The following is a 16,489-nucleotide window of genomic DNA, read 5'->3' as shown; positions in this document are numbered from 1 at the left end:
GGTGTGGGGTGCGGGATCTTCGGCCGGTTCCGGGGCCATGACTCCCAGTCGCGCGGGTGCTGGTCCGCGAGTTCGGCCTCTCCGTGGGGCACGTCCGCGAAATCGGCTCCTTCATGGACGGGCTCGTCCGAGTACACGGCTTCGTCGGCGAAATCACCATCCCCGTAAGGGGGTTCATCGTAAGGGGGTTCGTCGTCCTCGGGCGGAGGGGGCCAGTCCGGATCGTCGTACGGGGCGTGGGCGTCGTGGGCGGACGGGTGGGCCGCCTCGTGGGAGTACTCGGACTCCAGGTGGGCCAGCACCGTTGCCGCGGCTGCCCGTCGGCGGGACAGCGCCGCGTCGTCCAGCGGGAGTGGCCATGCGTGGTCGCCGGTGGCCTCGTGCAGCGCAGGGTTCTCCTCGTCCTCCTCGGGTTCGTCCGCCCAGACCTCGATCTCGCCGTGTCCGGCCGCACAGTGCTCGTACAGGGCCTGCAGGAAGGCGGAGGGTCCGCGTGGTTTCTTCTGGGAGGGGCCCCACCAGTGGCCTGAGCCGAGGAGCAGGGAGCGGGGGCGGGTGAACGTGACGTAGCCGAGGCGGAGTTCCTCGGTGTGCTGGTGGTCCTTCATGGCCTCGTGGAAGGCCTTCATGCTCCTGGAGTCCCACGCGTCGATGTCGGGCAGTGTGTCGGCGTCGCCGCGCAGTTCGTGCGGCAGGACCTTGCCCTGGGCGGTCCACTTCTCGCGGCCCTGGGTGCTGGGAAACGTGCCGGTGACCAGCCCGGGTACAGCGACGACGTCCCATTCCAGGCCCTTGGACTTGTGGGCGGTGAGCACCTTGACGGTGTTCTCGCCGCCCGGCAGGGCGTTGTCGAGGCCCTTCTCGTACTGGGCGGCCGTGCGCAGGAAGCCGAGGAAGGCCAGGAGGGTGGCCTCACCGTCGTTGGCGGCGAAGGACGCTGCGATGTCGAGGAAGTTGGACAGGGTTTCGCGGCGGCGGGCGGCCAGGGCGTGCGGGGACGCGGACAGTTCCACCTCCAGGCCGGTCGTGGCGAGGACGCGGTGCAGGACGTCCATCAGCGGGTCGGCGAGCGAGCGGCGCAGGTCGCGCAGTTCGGCGGCGAGCCGGGCGAACCGCACGCGCGCGTCCGGCGAGAAGGGCAGCCCGTCGTCGTCCCCGTCACCCCCCAGCGGCGTCTCCAGGAACGTGTCGAGGGCATCCGCGAGCGAGATCACCTCGGCCGGATCGACCCCCTCGACCGCTGCGGCGAGCCGGCGGTCCGGATCGTCGTCGGCGCCCACGCGCGCGTGGGACACGAGGAGCCGTGCGCGGCGTCCCAGGAGGGCGAGATCGCGGGCGCCGATGCGCCAGCGCGGGCCTGTGAGGAGGCGGACCAGGGAGGCGTTGGCGCCCGGGTCCTGGAGTACCTCGCAGACGGCGACGAGGTCGGCGACTTCCGGGAGGTGCAGCAGCCCGGAGAGGCCGACGACCTCGACGGGGATGTCGCGGGCGACGAGCGCGCCCTGGATCTCCGCGAAGTCGGTCGCGGTGCGGCACAGGACGGCGATCTCGGCGGGCGCCTTTCCGGTGCGCACGAGATGGGCGATGGAGTCGGCGAGCCAGTCCATCTCCTCGGCGTGGGTGCGCAGCAGCGCGCAGCGCACCACGCCGTCGCGTTCGGCACCAGGGGCCGGTCGGAGGGCCTCCACGCCCGCGTGCCGGGCGCGCAGAGGCTCCGCGAGACCGTTGGCGAGGTCGAGGAGGCGGCCGCCGCTGCGGCGGTTCTCGCTGAGCGCCTGGCGGGTCGCGGGGCGGCCGTCCGCGTGCGCGAAGTGCTCGGGGAAGTCGTCGAGGTTGGCGACGGACGCGCCGCGCCAGCCGTAGATCGCCTGGCAGGGGTCGCCCACGGCGGTCACGGGGTGACCCGTGCCGCCGCCGAACAGGCCTGCCAGGAGGACGCGTTGGGCGATCGACGTGTCCTGGTACTCGTCGAGGAGGACCACCCGGAACTCGTCGCGCAGGATGTCGCCGACTTCGGGGCGGGTGCGGGCGAGCGTCGCCGACAGGGCGATCTGGTCGCCGAAGTCGAGGAGGTCGCGGTCGCGCTTGGCCGCCCTGTAGTGGCTCACGAGCTCGGCCAGTTCACGGCGGGCGGCAGCCGTCTCCGGGACCTTGCGCAGGTCGGCGTTGGTGAGTTTGGCGCTCTCCAGGTCGCGCAGCAGCGAGGCGTCGTACGCGCGCAGCTCTTCGGGGCGTACGAGATGTTCGGCGAGTTCGGAGTCGAGCGTGAGGAGGTCGCTGACCAGGTCGGGGAAGGAGCGGGTGAGCGCCGGATACGGCCCTGGGGCTTCGCGCAGTACGCGGGCGGCCAGCTGGTAGCGGGTGGCGTCGGCCAGGAGGCGCGCGGTGGGCTCAAGCCCGATGCGCAGGCCGTGGTCGGTCAGCAGGCGGCCCGCGAAGGCGTGGTACGTGGAGATGACCGGCTCGCCGGGCGGGTTGTCCGGGTCGATCACGTCGGGGTCGGTGACGCCGGCTTTGATCAGAGCCTTGCGGACGCGCTCGGCGAGTTCACCGGCCGCCTTGTTGGTGAACGTCAGGCCGAGGACCTGTTCGGGGGCGACCTGCCCGGTGCCGACCAGCCACACCACGCGCGCGGCCATCACCGTGGTCTTGCCGGAGCCGGCTCCGGCCACGATCACCTGCGGGGCGGGCGGTGCGGTGATGCAGGCCGTCTGCTCCGGGGTGAACGGGATGCCGAGGAGCTCCTTGAGCTGTTCGGGATCGGTGATACGGGCTGGCACCTCAGAGAGGCTAGCCGCGCCCACTGACAGCGGGGGCCGCAACGGCCGCCGGGCCGGAGGATGCGCTGGTCAGCACACGTGGTGCGGTACGTCACTTCCGGTATCGCTTGACGACGCGGCTCCCCGGTGCGGGGGTCACTCGACCACGTGGCGTCCCTCGGGCCGTGCACTGCACGACGCCCGGAATGCGCAGTGCGAGCAGTGCTGCCCTGTGGTCGGTGTGAACCGTTCGTCGAGGACCTTGCCCGCGGCGGTGGCGAGGAGGTCGCCGATCCACTCCCCGGCCAGGGGCTGTTGGGCCTGCACCTTCGGCAGGGTCTCGCCGCCGTCCTTCTGGGGAGCGCCCTGGCGGAGCTGGACGAGTTCGGCGCCGCCGGGGTCGGGGCGTTCTCCTTCGAAGGCTTCGTCGACGGCACCCTCACGGACGGCCAGCTGGTAGACGGCGAGTTGCGGGTGGTGGGCCACGTCGGCGGCGCTCGGTGCCTGTTTGCCGGTCTTGAAGTCGACTACGTAGGCACGGCCTTCGGTGTCCCGCTCGACGCGGTCCATGGAGCCGCGGATGCGTACTTCATAGGAGCCCGCTTCGAGGGTGACGTCGAAGTCGTGCTCGCTGGCGACCGGCGTACGGCCCGAGCGGTCCAGCACGTGCCACTTCAGGAAGCGTTCGAGCGCCACGCGCGCGTGCTCCTTCTCCTGCGCCGACTTCCAGGGTGCGTCGAAGGCGAGTGCGTTCCACACGGAGTCGAGGCGCTCCATGAGGACGGCGAGGTCGGCGGGGCTGCGCCCGGAGGCGACCTCGTCGGCCAGGACGTGCACCACGTTGCCGAAGCCCTGGGCGGCGGTCGCGGGGGCGTCGGCCTTCACCTCGCGGCCGAGGAACCACTGGAGGGCGCAGGTGTTGGCGAGCTGGTCGAGGGCGCTTCCGGAGAGCACGACGGGCTGGTCGCGGTCGCGCAGCGGCACCTTGCTCTCGGTCGGCTCGTACATGCCCCACCAGCGGTAGGGATGCGCGGACGGCACGAGAGGCCGGCCGTCCTCGTCGCCGAGGACGGCGAGCCGGGCCAGGCGGCGGGCGGCGGCCTCCCTGAGGGTGTCCGAGACACGGGGGTCGACGATCGTGGCGCGCAGTTCGGCGACGAGTGCGGCGACGGACAGGGGGCGGCGGGGGCGGCCGGTGACGTCCTTGGGTTCGACGCCGAGTTCGGTGAGGAAACGGGACGGCTGGTCTCCGTCGTCGGCGGGGGCCTTCACGGCGGTGACGACGAGACGTTCACGCGCGCGCGTGGCGGCTACGTAAAACAAGCGGCGTTCTTCGGAGAGCAGCGCTCCGGGGGTGAGCGGTTCGGCAAGGCCGTCGCGTCCGATGCGGTCGGCCTCCAGGAGGGAGCCGCGGCGGCGCAGGTCCGGCCACAGTCCCTCCTGGACGCCGGCGACGACGACCAGGCGCCATTGAAGGCCCTTGGAGCGGTGTGCCGTCATCAGGCGTACGGCCTCGGGGCGTACGGCTCTGCGGGTGAGCGTGTCGGCGGCGATGTCCTCGGCCTCGATCTCCTCCAGGAAGTTGAGGGCGCCACGGCCACCTGTGCGCTCCTCCGCACGGGCCGCTGTCGCGAACAGCGCGCACACGGCGTCGAGGTCGCGGTCCGCGTTGCGCCCGGCCGCGCCCCCGCGCCGGGCGGCCCGCTCCAGGCGCTGCGGCCACGGTGTGCCGTCCCACAGCTCCCAGAGCGCCTCCTCGGCCGTGCCGCCGCCCGCGAGGCGCTCACGGGCCTTGCGCAGCAGCGCGCCCAGGCGCTGGGCTCCGCGCGCGTACGACGGGTCGTGCGCGACCAGCCGCTCCGGCTCGGCCAGCGCCCGTGCCAGCAAGTCGTCCGAGGGCGGCGGCACGAGGTTGCCCCCGGCGCGCTCCTCCTCGCGCAGAGCGCGGCCCAGGCGGCGCAGATCGGCGGCGTCCATGCCGGCCAGTGGCGACGCGAGGAGGGTGAGCGCGGTCTCGGTGTCGAGCCAGGGTGCTTGCGGAGCGGCGGCGTCGGGCTCGGAGGCATCGTCCGTGGGCACAGCACTGGCGCTGTCCGCGCGACCGGTGCCCGCGCGCGCGGACACGTCACTTCCCTCCTGTGAACCCTCTTCCTGTCCCTCCTCCGAACCCTCTTCACCTTCTTCGTCGGCGCCCACACCGGATTCGGCCCCGGCCGGCTCGGCCGGCGCCGCGTCATCCCGAAGCGCCGCCGCGGCCACCGCCTTGAGGGCCGTCAGCAGGGGCGCCACCGCTGGTTCGTGGCGCAGGGGGAGGTCGTCGCCGTCTATGTCGAGGGGGACGCCGCCCGCGGTGAGGGTGCGGCGGATGGTCGGGATGGTGCGGTGGCCGGCGCGTACCAGGACGGCCATCTCGCCCCAGGGCACGCCATCCTCCAGGTGGGCGCGGCGGAGGATGTCCGCGATGTTGTCCAGCTCCGTGCCGGGGGTCGGGTACGTGTAGACCTCGACTCGGCCGCCGTCCCGTACGGGAGCCAGCTCCCTGTGAGCGCGTACCTTCTCCGCCGGGAGGCGGGTCAGGGGCATGCGCCGCGTCAGCAGCCTGGTGGCGGCCAGTAGTCCTGCACCCGACCGGCGTGACGTCCTCAGGACTTCGACCGGCGCCGGAGTGCCGTCCGCGCGCGGGAAGGCCTCCGGGAACTCCAGGATGCCGTTCACGTCGGCGCCGCGGAACGCGTAGATCGACTGGTCCGGGTCGCCGAAGGCAACGAGAGTGCGGCCGCCGCCCGCAAGCGCGTGCAGCAGCCGTACCTGCGCCGGATCGGTGTCCTGGTACTCGTCGACGAGGACCACGTCGTACTGCGCGGCGAGCCGTTCGGCAACCTCCGGACGGCGGGCGAGCAGCACCGCGCGGTGCACCAGTTCCGCGTAATCGATCACTCCTTGCATGTCGAGAACGTCGAGGTACTCGGCGAGGAAGGTGGCCGCGGCGCGCCAGTCGGGGCGGCCGATACGGGAGGCGAAGGAGTCCAGGGCGTCCGGGTCGAGCCCCAGTTCGCGACTGCGGGCGAGCACCGCGCGGACCTCGTCGGCGAAGCCGCGCGTCGTCAGGCAGGCGCGCAGCTCGTCCGGCCAGCGCACATGGGCCAGGCCGAGCCGCTGCAGGCCGGGCTGGCCCGCGAGCAGTTCGCGCACGGCCACGTCCTGCTCGGGGCCGGAGAGCAGCCGCAGGGGCTCCACGAACAGGCCGCTGTCCTGGTGGGCCCGGACCAGGGCGTAGCAGAACGAATGGAAAGTGGTCGCCTGGGGTGCGCGGGCCGCCCCTATGCGCAGCGCCATGCGGTCACGCAGCTCCACGGCGGCCTTGCGGCTGAACGTCAGCACCAGGACCCGCTCGGGGTCCGTGCCGCGCGCGATCCGGGCCGCCACGGACTCCACGAGTGTGGTCGTCTTGCCGGTACCCGGACCTGCGAGGACGAGCAGCGGGCCCCCCTTGTGGTCAACCACCGCGCGCTGCCCTGCGTCCAGCAGAGGGGGATCTACCCGGACCGGCGGGGTACGCACCAGTCGGTAAGCGCCACGGTTCCCCTGTCGCCCCTGGAGGTGCGACAGGCGCCTGGTGGAAGAAGAGGAGCTCACGTGGTTCGCCGGTCCTGGTGGGTGTGCAATGTGTCACTGCCGGCGCGGAGCGCCGTCGTTGAGGGGTGGTGGTCGGGCGACGGGTGGGGGAACTGCCCCGCGTGGAGGGCGGTGGCCTCGTGGTGAAGGAGATGCGTCCCGTCGACGCTACGCCGGTGAGTGGTGTGGAAGGAGAGCTTCCGCTTGTTCCCTCGAATCCCTCACGACGCATGAGTCCCCCACGCCACGAACGTACGGCATGCCACAGACGTGCCCAATTTCCCCCGCACGGCCGACCGATCCCCCCTTCGGGCGTCCGATGGCGGAAGCTGTCAAGTGTGACGTTCCGCTCGCTGCCCGCCGTCCCATCGGGCTCGCTTCATGTCGACGCGCGGCAGATGGCCCTCGGAGGCCCTGCTCGCCTCCTTCAGAGGCGTGCCCTCCGCCCGGTAGTGGCCGAGAGCCTCCAGTTCGTGGCCCGGGAGCAGTACGCCGTCCGCCCGTATGACGCGCCACCACGGAACGGCTCCTCCGTAGAGGGCCATCACGCGGCCGACCTGGCGCGGTCCACCTTCCTCCAGCCATTCGGCGACGTCCCCGTACGTCATGACGCGCCCGGGCGGGATCAGCTCGGCGACCTCAAGGACCCGCTCCGCGTACTCCGGCAGGGCGTCCGCCGGAAAGCTCTCCTCGCTCATCCGCCCCATCCTGCCCCACCCCACCGACAACGTGACGGGTCGGCGACCGTGCGTATCCCTCGCCCCGGAGCGGCACGTCGGGCAGACTGTGCGCCCCCGCATTGCCCCCTGATGCCCCTCTGTGTCGGTGGGGCATGCCACCATCATGCGGGCGGTGACTGGTGATACGAGACCAAGAAGAGACGATGAAACAGCAGGGTGTGCACCCCGAAGACGCGGAGGGCACCTCTGAGGTTTCGTCGCGCCCGGACACCGGCGACGACTCGGACGAGCCCACCTCGGACACGTACAAGAAGAAGAGCGCCCCGGACGCCGACACGCCCCGCTCCGAAGCAGACGACGCCCACCCCGAAGACGTCGAGGACGCCCACTCCGAAGCGGTCGAGGGCGACGAACCACTGCTTCCCGCGCGCGTGCACCGTCCTTCCGATCTGATGCGCCTCCTGGTGGGCATCCTCGCGGTCGTCGTACTGCTGGCGATCGCCGCGTTCGCGCACGGAACGACGTCGGGACTCGCCCAGGACATCAACAAGGGCACCGACGAGGCGCCCGACCTGCTGATCAAGATCGCGGGGCTCGCGTCGAGCATCGCGATCCTGCTGGTGCCGGTGGCCTTCGCGATCGAGCGGCTGATCAAGCGGGACGGTCTGCGCATCGCCGACGGCGTCCTGGCCGCGGTCCTCGCGCACGGTGTGACCCTCGCCACCGACCTGTGGGTCGCCAGGGCCGCACCGGACTCAATCCAGAAGGCGCTCACCCAGCCCTCGCCGGGCGACATCCACGCCCTCACCGACCCGGTGCACGGCTACCTCGCACCCGTCATCGCGTACATGACGGCCGTCGGCATGGCACGGCGGCCACGCTGGCGTGCGGTGCTGTGGGTGGTGCTGCTGCTCGACGCCTTCTCCATGCTGGTCACCGGCTACACGACACCGTTCTCGATCATCCTCACGGTGCTGATCGGCTGGAGCGTGGCCTACGGGACGCTCTACGCGGTCGGCTCGCCGAACGTGCGGCCCACCGGGCGGACGCTGATGGCGGGCCTGCGGCACGTCGGCTTCCACCCGGTGAGCGCGGCCCGCGAGGAGACACCGGAGACCGCGGAGAGCGGGGACCGCGGGCGCCGGTACTTCGTGACGCTTGAGGACGGCCGACCGCTGGACGTCACGGTGGTCGACCGCGAGCAGCAGGCACAGGGCTTCTTCTACCGCGTGTGGCGGCGTCTGACCCTGCGAGGCATCACCACGCGGCGCAGCCTCCAGTCGCTGCGCCAGGCGCTGGAGCAGGAGGCGCTCCTGGCGTACGCGGCCATCGCGGCCGGGGCCAACGCGCCCAAGCTGATCGCGACCTCCGAGCTGGGCCCGGACGCCGTGATGCTCGTCTACGAGCACACGGGCGGGCGCACGCTCGACTCGCTGCCGGACGAGGAGATCACCGACGAGTTGCTGCGCGACACCTGGCACCAGGTGCAGGCGTTGCAGTCGCGGCGCATCGCGCACCGCAGGCTGGCGGGCGACGCGATTCTGGTGGATCGTTCCGGCACGGTGATCCTCACCGATCTGCGCGGCGGCGAGATCGCGGCCGGTGAACTGCTGCTGCGCATGGACATCGCCCAGTTGGTGACCACGCTGGCCCTGCGGGTCGGCGCGGAGCGCGCGGTGGCGTCGGCGCTCGAGGTGCTCGGCCCCGACACGGTCGCCGACTGTCTGCCGATGCTGCAGCCCATCGCGCTGACGCGCGCCACGCGCGCGACGCTGCGGAAACTGGCCCGGGAGCGGGCGCAGCGCGAGCGGGAGGCCGTACTGGAGGCCTCTCGGCATGCCAGGCCCACGCGCACCGAGGAGGCCGAGGAAGACACCAGGCCCGTACTCGAAAAGCCCGACAAGAAGGCCGTACGGGCCGAGAAGCGCTCCGAGAAGCGGGCGATCGACGAGGCCCTGGAGGAGGCACGCGAGGAGGATCTGCTCACCCAGATCCGCCACCAGGTGCTGCTGATCAGGCCGCAGGCGCCGGTCGAGCCGGCCCGCCTGGAGCGCATCCGGCCGCGCACGCTGATCAGTTTCATCGCCGGTGCCATCGGCGGGTACTTCCTGCTGTCGCAGCTCACGCACATCGAGTTCGGCACGCTCTTCGACAACGCCGAGTGGGGCTGGGTGGCCGCAGCCGTGCTCTTCTCGGCGCTGAGCTACTTCGCGGCGGCCATGAGCCTGCTGGGCTTCGTGCCCGAGCGGGTGCCGTTCCTGCGGGCCGTGGGGGCGCAGGTCGCCGGGTCCTTCGTGAAGATCGTGGCGCCCGCGGCGGTGGGCGGTGTCGCCCTCAACACGCGTTTCCTGCAGCGCGCGGGGGTGCGGCCGGGGCTCGCGGTGGCGAGCGTCGGGGCCTCGCAGCTGTTCGGTCTGGGCAGCCACATTCTGCTGCTGCTCTCCTTCGGTTATCTGACGGGGACGGAGAAGACGCCGTCGCTGTCGCCGTCCCGCACGGTGATCGCGGGCCTGCTGACGGTCGCGGTACTGGTGCTGGTGATGACGTCGATTCCGTTCCTGCGGAAATTCGTCGTCACGCGCGTGCGGTCGCTTTTCGCGGGTGTCGTGCCGCGCATGCTCGACGTGCTCCAGCGTCCGCAGAAGCTCATCACGGGCATCGGCGGCATGCTGCTGCTGACGGCCTGCTTCGTGATGTGCCTGGACGCGTCGATCAGGGCGTTCGGCAGCGAAGACATGCCCACGCTCAGCATCGCCAGCGTCGCGGTCGTCTTCCTCGCCGGCAACGCGCTGGGCTCGGCGGCCCCGACCCCCGGCGGCGTGGGCGCGGTCGAGGCGACACTCACGGTCGGTCTGATCGCCGTCGGTCTCCCCAAGGAGGTCGCGGCACCCGCGGTGCTGCTCTACCGGCTTCTCACGCTGTGGCTGCCGGTGCTGCCGGGGTGGCTCTTCTTCAACCATCTGACACGCAAGGGTGCGCTCTAGTCCCGCCTGCGTCCCCACGGACAAATCCCCCTCACCCGCACGGCCCGCGCCCCGAGCGCCCCCTCCGGCACGACCGCAGGATGGGAACATGCCGAATGCCGCCCAGCTGCACGCCACTGCCCTGGCCGCCGCCCTTGTGCTGTCCGCGACCGTCGCCGGATGCGACAGCGACTCCGACGACAAGGACGAGGATCTGTCGGCGCAGCGGCTGAGCTGGAAGGACTGTCCGGCGCCGTCCGAATCCCAGGGAGGCGGAGATGCCCCGTCGCCCCTGCCCGACGGCGACGTGTGGCAGTGCGCGACTCTGAAGGTGCCCCTCGACTGGGACAAGCCGAAGGGGGACACCATCGGGCTCGCGCTGATCCGGGCTCGGGCGAGCGGCGCCAAGGAGAAGCGCATCGGCTCGCTGGTCTTCAACTTCGGCGGCCCTGGCGTCTCGGGAGTGACCACGCTTCCCCCGTTCGCCGAGGACTTCGCGCAACTGCGCACCCGCTACGACCTGGTCAGCTTCGACCCACGCGGGGTCGGCCGGAGCGCGGGCGTGGAGTGCGAGAGTGACGAACAGCTCGACGAGTACTTCCAGCAGGACGCCACACCCGACGACTCCGCCGAGCGGAAATCGCTCCTGGACGAGACGAAAGAGTTCAACTCGGCCTGCGAGAAGAACTCCGGGAAGGTCCTCCCGCACCTGCGCACCACTGATGCGGCTCGCGATCTGGACCTGATGCGGCAGGTCCTCGGCGAAGGCAGGCTGCACTACTTCGGCTTCTCGTACGGCACCGAACTGGGCGGTGTCTACGCCCACTTGTTCCCCAAGAGAGTGGGACGAACTGTCTTCGACGCCGTCGTGGACCCGACACGGAGTCCGGAGCAGGGTTCGCTCGGACAGGCCAGGGGCTTCCAGCTCGCGCTCGACAACTTCGCCGAGGACTGCACCTCGCAGGCGGAGGACTGCCCGGTCGGCGGCAACGCACAGGACGTCAAGAACCGGATCGCCCAACTGCTCAAGAGCCTCGACAGCAAGCCGATCCCGGGCATCTTCCCGCGCGAGCTGACTCAGACCGCCGCCGCCAGCGGCATCGTGCAGGCGCTCTACTCCCAGGACTTCTGGCAGTACCTCACCGAGGGGCTCCAGCAGGCGTACGACGGTGACGGCACCGTCCTGATGGTGTTGTCCGACGCCATGAACGGACGCAACGAGGACGGTGAATACAGCAACATCACCGCAGCCAACATCTCCATCAACTGCGCGGACTACAAGCCGCGTTACACCACCGCCGACGTGGACGCGAAGCTTCCGGAGTTCCGCCAGGCCTCTCCCCTGTTCGGCGACTATCTGGCGTGGGGTCTGCTCGGCTGCACCGAGTGGCCCGTGGCAGGAGCCGCCGACCACCCCGACGTGAGCGCGCCCGGGTCGGCACCGATCGTGGTGATCGGCAACACCGGCGACCCTGCCACGCCGTACGAGGGCGCCCGAAAGATGGTGGACGCGCTGGGCGAAGGCGTCGGCGTCGAGCTGACGTACAAAGGCCAGGGGCATGGTGCGTACCGCAGCGGGAACAAGTGCGTGCTTAACGCGGTGAACGGCTATCTGCTGGACGGCAAGGTCCCGCCGGCAGAGCTGGTCTGCTCTTAAATCCGCAGGTCACAGCGTTATCCACAGGCGACCATGGCTTGACGTCCCGTCTGCCTACTATGGCCTGACCGTCATTCGCGGCTCGTGCGGATGACTCGCGAGGGGGTAAGGGGCATATGGCGCGTTTCGTACGATCCACGGCGCTGGCCGCGGCCGCGGTGCTGGTCACCGGGCTTGCGGCGGGCTGCGGTGGCGGCTCGTCCGACGAGGGGAGCGACGACGGCAAGGCCGGCGACACGCCTTCCGCGGCTCCACCGACCGGTTCAACGGCGAAGCTGCCCGCCTCGCTCACGTCGCAGAAGCTCGACTGGGGCGACTGCGAGGCCTCTTCGGACGGACCCGCGCCGGGCGACGACTGGCAGTGCGCGACGCTCAAGACGCCGCTGGACTGGGCGAAGCCGAAGGGCGAGACGATCGAGATAGCGCTCATCCGCGGCAAGTCCACCGGCGAGGGCTCACGCATCGGCTCGCTGCTGTTCAACTTTGGTGGCCCGGGCGGCTCGGGCGTCTCCATGATGCCGTCGTACGCGACTCTGACGTCCGAACTCCGCGAGCGGTACGACCTGGTGAGCTTCGACCCGCGCGGGGTCGCGGCCAGCGACGGTGTGCGCTGCCGCAGCGACAAGGAGATCCAGGCGGCCGAGTCGGTCGACTCCACGCCGGACACCGCGGCCGAGGAGACGTCGTACTTCAAGGACGCCGCCGACTTCGGCAAGGGCTGCGAGGAGTCGGCCGGCAAGCTCTTGGCACATGTCTCGACGACCGACACGGCCCGCGACATGGACCTGATGCGCCATGTGCTCGGTGACCGGAAGATGCACTACTTCGGCATCTCGTACGGCACCGAACTGGGCGGTGTGTACGCCCACTTGTTCCCCAAGAACGTGGGCCGCCTGGTGCTGGACGCCGTCGTCGACCCGAGCGCCGGCACGATCGGCCACGCCAAGAACCAGACGCGCGGCTTCCAGCGCGCGCTGGACAACTACCTCAAGTCCACCGGACAGGACCCGCAGGAGGGCTCCCAGAAGATCGCCGACCTGCTGAAGAAGATCGATGCCGAACCGCTGCCGACATCGGGCGGACGCAAGCTCACGCAGACGCTGGCACTCACCGGCATCGTCCTGCCGCTCTACAGCGAGCAGACCTGGTCCAGCCTCACCAGCGCGCTGGATTCCGCGGAGAAGGGCGACGGTTCGGAGCTGCTGACGCTCGCGGACAGCTACAACGAACGTGACGCGACGGGGCGCTACGGCACGACGACGCATTCACAACGGGTCATATCGTGCTTGGACGGCAAGGAGCGGCCGACGCTGGAGGAGACGAAGAAGCTGCTCCCCGAGTTCCGGAAGATATCGCCCGTCTTCGGCGAGTTCATGGGCTGGGACACGGCCGGCTGGTGCCACAACTGGCCGGTGGCCGGTCAGTACGAGACGCCGGAGGTCAGCGCGCCCGGAGCGGAGCCCGTTCTGGTCGTCGGCAACACTGGCGATCCGGCGACGCCGTACGAGGGCGCCCGCAAGATGGCGGACGAGCTGGGCAAGGGCGTCGGTATCGAGCTCACCTGGAAGGGCGAGGGGCATGGTGCGTACGGGAGCGGGAGTTCCTGCGTCGACGACACGGTGAACGCGTACCTGCTGGAGGGGTCGGTGCCGGAGGACGGGAAGGTCTGCGAGTCGTAGCTCGAGCGGTCTGCCACCCGCTCTCGCTCGAGCGGGCGGCAGACCATCGGCCGACACGGAAACCTGCCCGCGCCACAGGGACTTGCTCAACCCGTGCCGCATGGACCTGCTCAACAGAAAGGGGCCCGGCACACCCGGTGCCGAGCCCCTCCCCGCAAAGCCTGCGCCTAGTACACCGGCTTCTCGGGCTCGATCTGGTTGACCCAGCCGATCACGCCGCCACCGACGTGCACCGCGTCCGCGAAACCGGCGGACTTGAGCACGGCGAGGACTTCCGCACTGCGGACACCCGTCTTGCAATGCAGGACGATCTTCTTGTCCTGCGGAAGGGTCTCCAGGGCGGTGCCCATGAGGAACTCGTTCTTCGGGATCAGCTTGGCGCCGGGGATCGAGACGATCTCGTACTCGTTGATCTCGCGGACGTCGATGATCTCGATCTTCTCGTCGTTGTCGATCCACTCCTTGAGCTGCTTGGGAGTGATCGTCGAGCCGGCGGCCGCCTCCTGGGCCTCCTCGGAGACGACGCCGCAGAAGGCCTCGTAGTCGATGAGCTCGGTGACGGTGGGGTTCTCGCCGCAGACCGCGCAGTTGGGGTCCTTGCGGACCTTGACCTGGCGGTACTGCATCTCGAGGGCGTCGTAGATCATCAGTCGGCCGACCAGCGGCTCGCCCGTGCCCGTGAGGACCTTGATCGCCTCAGTGACCTGAATGGAGCCGATGGACGCGCACAGCACACCGAGGACGCCGCCCTCGGCGCAGGAGGGGACCATGCCCGGCGGCGGGGGCTCCGGGTAGAGGCAGCGGTAGCAGGGACCGTGCTCGGACCAGAAGACGGAGGCCTGGCCGTCGAAGCGGTAGATCGAGCCCCATACGTACGGCTTGTTGAGGAGCACGCAGGCGTCGTTGACCAGGTAGCGGGTCGCGAAGTTGTCCGTGCCGTCGACGATCAGGTCGTACTGGCTGAAGATGTCCATCACGTTCTCGGCCTCGAGCCGCTCTTCGTGAAGGATCACGTTCACGTACGGGTTGATGCCGACCACGCTGTCGCGGGCCGACTCGGCCTTGGAGCGGCCGATGTCCGCCTGGCTGTGGATGATCTGGCGCTGCAGGTTCGACTCGTCGACCTCGTCGAACTCCACGATGCCGAGCGTGCCGACGCCCGCCGCGGCCAGGTACATGAGGGCCGGCGAGCCCAGGCCGCCGGCGCCCACACAGAGCACCTTGGCGTTCTTCAGCCGCTTCTGCCCGTCCATCCCGACGTCGGGGATGATCAGGTGGCGGGAGTACCTGCGGACCTCGTCTACGGTGAGCTCAGAAGCTGGCTCGACCAGGGGTGGCAGCGACACGGGGACTCCGTTGGTCGGTCAATCACTACGGTTGTTCTTGACGTAACAGTGCCACGCCCATCTTCATTCCGAGACACCCGTTCCGACCCGCGAGACGATTTCGTCCCAGTAGCCGGGCATGGTCTCCCAGGGGTCGGTGCGGCCGTCGCGGTCGGTTCGGTCGGTGAAGTAGATCGTCGAGGCGCCCTGCCAGCGGGCGATGCGCAGCGCCTCGTCGAGATGGCCGCGGGGCACGCTGTGCACGAAGTGACAGAAGCGTTCGGGCGGGTATGCGGCGGTCCATTCCGCCACCTGCGACCAGCGGTATTCGCTCCAGGGACCGGAGAAGGTCACCAACTGGTCGGCGGTTTCGGCATATCCGGGGTACGGGTGGGAGCCGTGTCCGAGGACGATGTGCCCCTCGCCGAGGAGCGCTCGCAGGGTCGTGGCCGTACGGCTCACCTCGGGGAGCGCTGTCCGGTCCGTGGGACAGCGGTCCAGAAGGAAGCCGTCGACCCGGTACCAGTCGAGATAACGGTGCGCGTCCGAGATCAGCTCACCGAAGTTGCGTTCGCCATACGTCACATCCAGGTGCCCCAGCACACGCACACCCGCATTGCGCAGTCGCCCCGCCGCGGCGAGGCAGTGCGGGTCGGGGCGAATGCCGGGACCGTCGGCGACGTTGAGGACGACCCAGTGCAAGGGGGTGCCGGGGCGGGTGAGTTCGCCCCATTCGACCGGGGCGACGAGGGGGTGCGCATAGCCGGGGACACCGAAGCCGAGACGTACATCGGTGCTCGCGGTGCCCGTTGCGGTGCTGGTCAGATACGACATGCCGCCTCCATCCAGATATCGGCGAGCGACTCTTCGAGGTGGATCCGGGGCCGCCAGCCGAGCCGGTCGCGTGCGGTGCGCACGTCGGCCTGCTGCCAGCTGCCGCAGCCGTCGGGATAGGGGTACGCGGCTGGGGCCGTGTGCTCGGGTTCGGAGCGGGGGTGACCGATGGATGGCCTGACGAGTCCGGGCGGGCCGTCGAGTTCGTGCAGGGCGCCGCCGTAACCCGCCACGCGCGCGAGGACGGCGGCGGCGTCCCGGAGGCGTACGGCACGTCCGGAGCCGATGTTGATGACGCCCTGCGCGGCGGAGAGGGAGGCGGCGTGGACGGCGCGTGCGACATCGCGTACGTCGATGAAGTCGCGCTGGACGCCGAGTCCGCCCATCTTGAGTTCGCCGTCGCCGGACTGCATGGCGCGGCGCATGGCTTCGGCGAGGCGGCCGAGGGGCGAGCCGGCGGGGGTGCCGGGTCCGGCGGGCGAGAAGACCCGCAGGACGACGGCGTCCAGGCCCGAGCCCAGGACGAGTTCCGTGCCGGCGAGCTTGCTGACGCCGTACGGGCCGCCGGGGCGCGGCACGGCGTCCTCGGCCGTGCAGGAGCCGGGCTGGCTGGGGCCGTATTCCGCGCCGCAGCCGATCTGGACGAGGCGCGCGCCGCAGCCGCTGCGGCGCAGGGCCTCGCAGACGGTGGCGACGGCGACGGTGTTGTGCCGGGTCAGCTCGCGGGCTCCGCCGCGGGTGGCGCCGGCGCAGTTGATGACGACGCCGGGGTGCACCGCGTCCAGGAAGCGGGTCAGTGCGCCCGGGCTGCCGCTGGCGAGGTCGAAGCGTACGTCCGCGTCGTCGCCCCGGCCGAGCGCGGTGAGCTGCACGGCCGGGTCGGCGAGGAGGCGGTCGGCGACGTACCGGCCCAGATATCCGTTGGCTCCGATCAGCAACACCCTCATCGGGCGGCTCCCGGGGTGGATTCTCCGATA

Annotated in this window: 9 protein-coding genes; 3 read left to right on the top strand and 6 right to left on the bottom strand. The window is 70.6% G+C overall.

Translation table 11 applies throughout. The annotated features are described in order from the left end of the window. From G5C60_RS13400 to G5C60_RS13390, 3 genes are all read right to left on the bottom strand, one after another. The coding region (locus G5C60_RS13400) for an ATP-dependent helicase (protein ID WP_338145807.1) at nucleotides 1-2,780 on the bottom strand (2,780 nt) is incomplete at its 3' end. Nucleotides 2,781-2,915: 135 nt separating this feature from the next. After that, a complete protein-coding gene (locus G5C60_RS13395; RefSeq protein WP_165258506.1) occupies nucleotides 2,916-6,395 on the bottom strand; it encodes a UvrD-helicase domain-containing protein in 3,480 nt (1,159 codons plus the stop codon). 311 nt (nucleotides 6,396-6,706) lie between these two features. Then, nucleotides 6,707-7,072: an MGMT family protein gene (locus tag G5C60_RS13390; protein ID WP_165258504.1), complete on the bottom strand. Its 366-nt coding sequence runs from the start codon at nucleotides 7,070-7,072 to the stop codon at nucleotides 6,707-6,709. 185 nt (nucleotides 7,073-7,257) lie between these two features. On the opposite strand from G5C60_RS13390, the gene G5C60_RS13385 reads away from it, so the two are divergent. The 3 genes from G5C60_RS13385 (at nucleotide 7,258) to G5C60_RS13375 (ending at nucleotide 13,353) form a co-directional block, all read left to right on the top strand. Beyond that, complete coding sequence (locus G5C60_RS13385; RefSeq protein ID WP_165258502.1) at nucleotides 7,258-10,038, top strand: lysylphosphatidylglycerol synthase domain-containing protein; 2,781 nt, start codon at nucleotides 7,258-7,260, stop codon at nucleotides 10,036-10,038. A gap of 88 nt (nucleotides 10,039-10,126) precedes the next feature. Beyond that, complete coding sequence (locus G5C60_RS13380; protein ID WP_165258500.1) at nucleotides 10,127-11,674, top strand: alpha/beta hydrolase; 1,548 nt, start codon at nucleotides 10,127-10,129, stop codon at nucleotides 11,672-11,674. A 116-nt stretch (nucleotides 11,675-11,790) separates the two neighbouring features. Continuing rightward, on the top strand, nucleotides 11,791-13,353 hold the full coding sequence (locus G5C60_RS13375; protein ID WP_165258498.1) for an alpha/beta hydrolase: 1,563 nt from the start codon (nucleotides 11,791-11,793) through the stop codon (nucleotides 13,351-13,353). 167 nt (nucleotides 13,354-13,520) lie between these two features. Here the strand turns inward: G5C60_RS13375 and moeZ are convergent, their stop codons facing one another. The 3 genes from moeZ to G5C60_RS13360 form a co-directional block, all read right to left on the bottom strand. Continuing rightward, nucleotides 13,521-14,699 (bottom strand): adenylyltransferase/sulfurtransferase MoeZ, encoded by a 1,179-nt coding sequence (moeZ, locus tag G5C60_RS13370; protein WP_165258497.1) that lies wholly within the window; start codon nucleotides 14,697-14,699, stop codon nucleotides 13,521-13,523. 63 nt (nucleotides 14,700-14,762) lie between these two features. Beyond that, nucleotides 14,763-15,512, bottom strand: a complete 750-nt coding sequence (locus tag G5C60_RS13365) for a spherulation-specific family 4 protein (RefSeq protein ID WP_165258496.1) — start codon at nucleotides 15,510-15,512, stop codon at nucleotides 14,763-14,765. Then, nucleotides 15,500-16,459 (bottom strand): NAD-dependent epimerase/dehydratase family protein, encoded by a 960-nt coding sequence (locus G5C60_RS13360; protein ID WP_165258495.1) that lies wholly within the window; start codon nucleotides 16,457-16,459, stop codon nucleotides 15,500-15,502. Before G5C60_RS13360 ends, G5C60_RS13365 begins: the two co-directional genes overlap by 13 nt. Nucleotides 16,460-16,489: the final 30 nt, after the last annotated feature.

The sequence above is a fragment of the Streptomyces scabichelini genome, from assembly GCF_011045015.1.
Lineage (GTDB): Bacteria > Actinomycetota > Actinomycetes > Streptomycetales > Streptomycetaceae > Streptomyces > Streptomyces scabichelini.
This window is presented reverse-complemented; position numbering and strand designations above follow the sequence as displayed.

What these genes read in the sequence shown, in the direction of transcription:
- G5C60_RS13360 (WP_165258495.1), bottom strand. Translation starts at nt 16,459, where the DNA reads ATGAGGGTGTTGCTGATCGGAGCCAACGGATATCTGGGCCGGTACGTC.
- G5C60_RS13390 (WP_165258504.1), bottom strand. Translation starts at nt 7,072, where the DNA reads ATGAGCGAGGAGAGCTTTCCGGCGGACGCCCTGCCGGAGTACGCGGAG.
- G5C60_RS13385 (WP_165258502.1), top strand. Translation starts at nt 7,258, where the DNA reads ATGAAACAGCAGGGTGTGCACCCCGAAGACGCGGAGGGCACCTCTGAG.
- G5C60_RS13375 (WP_165258498.1), top strand. Translation starts at nt 11,791, where the DNA reads ATGGCGCGTTTCGTACGATCCACGGCGCTGGCCGCGGCCGCGGTGCTG.
- G5C60_RS13365 (WP_165258496.1), bottom strand. Translation starts at nt 15,512, where the DNA reads ATGTCGTATCTGACCAGCACCGCAACGGGCACCGCGAGCACCGATGTA.
- G5C60_RS13380 (WP_165258500.1), top strand. Translation starts at nt 10,127, where the DNA reads ATGCCGAATGCCGCCCAGCTGCACGCCACTGCCCTGGCCGCCGCCCTT.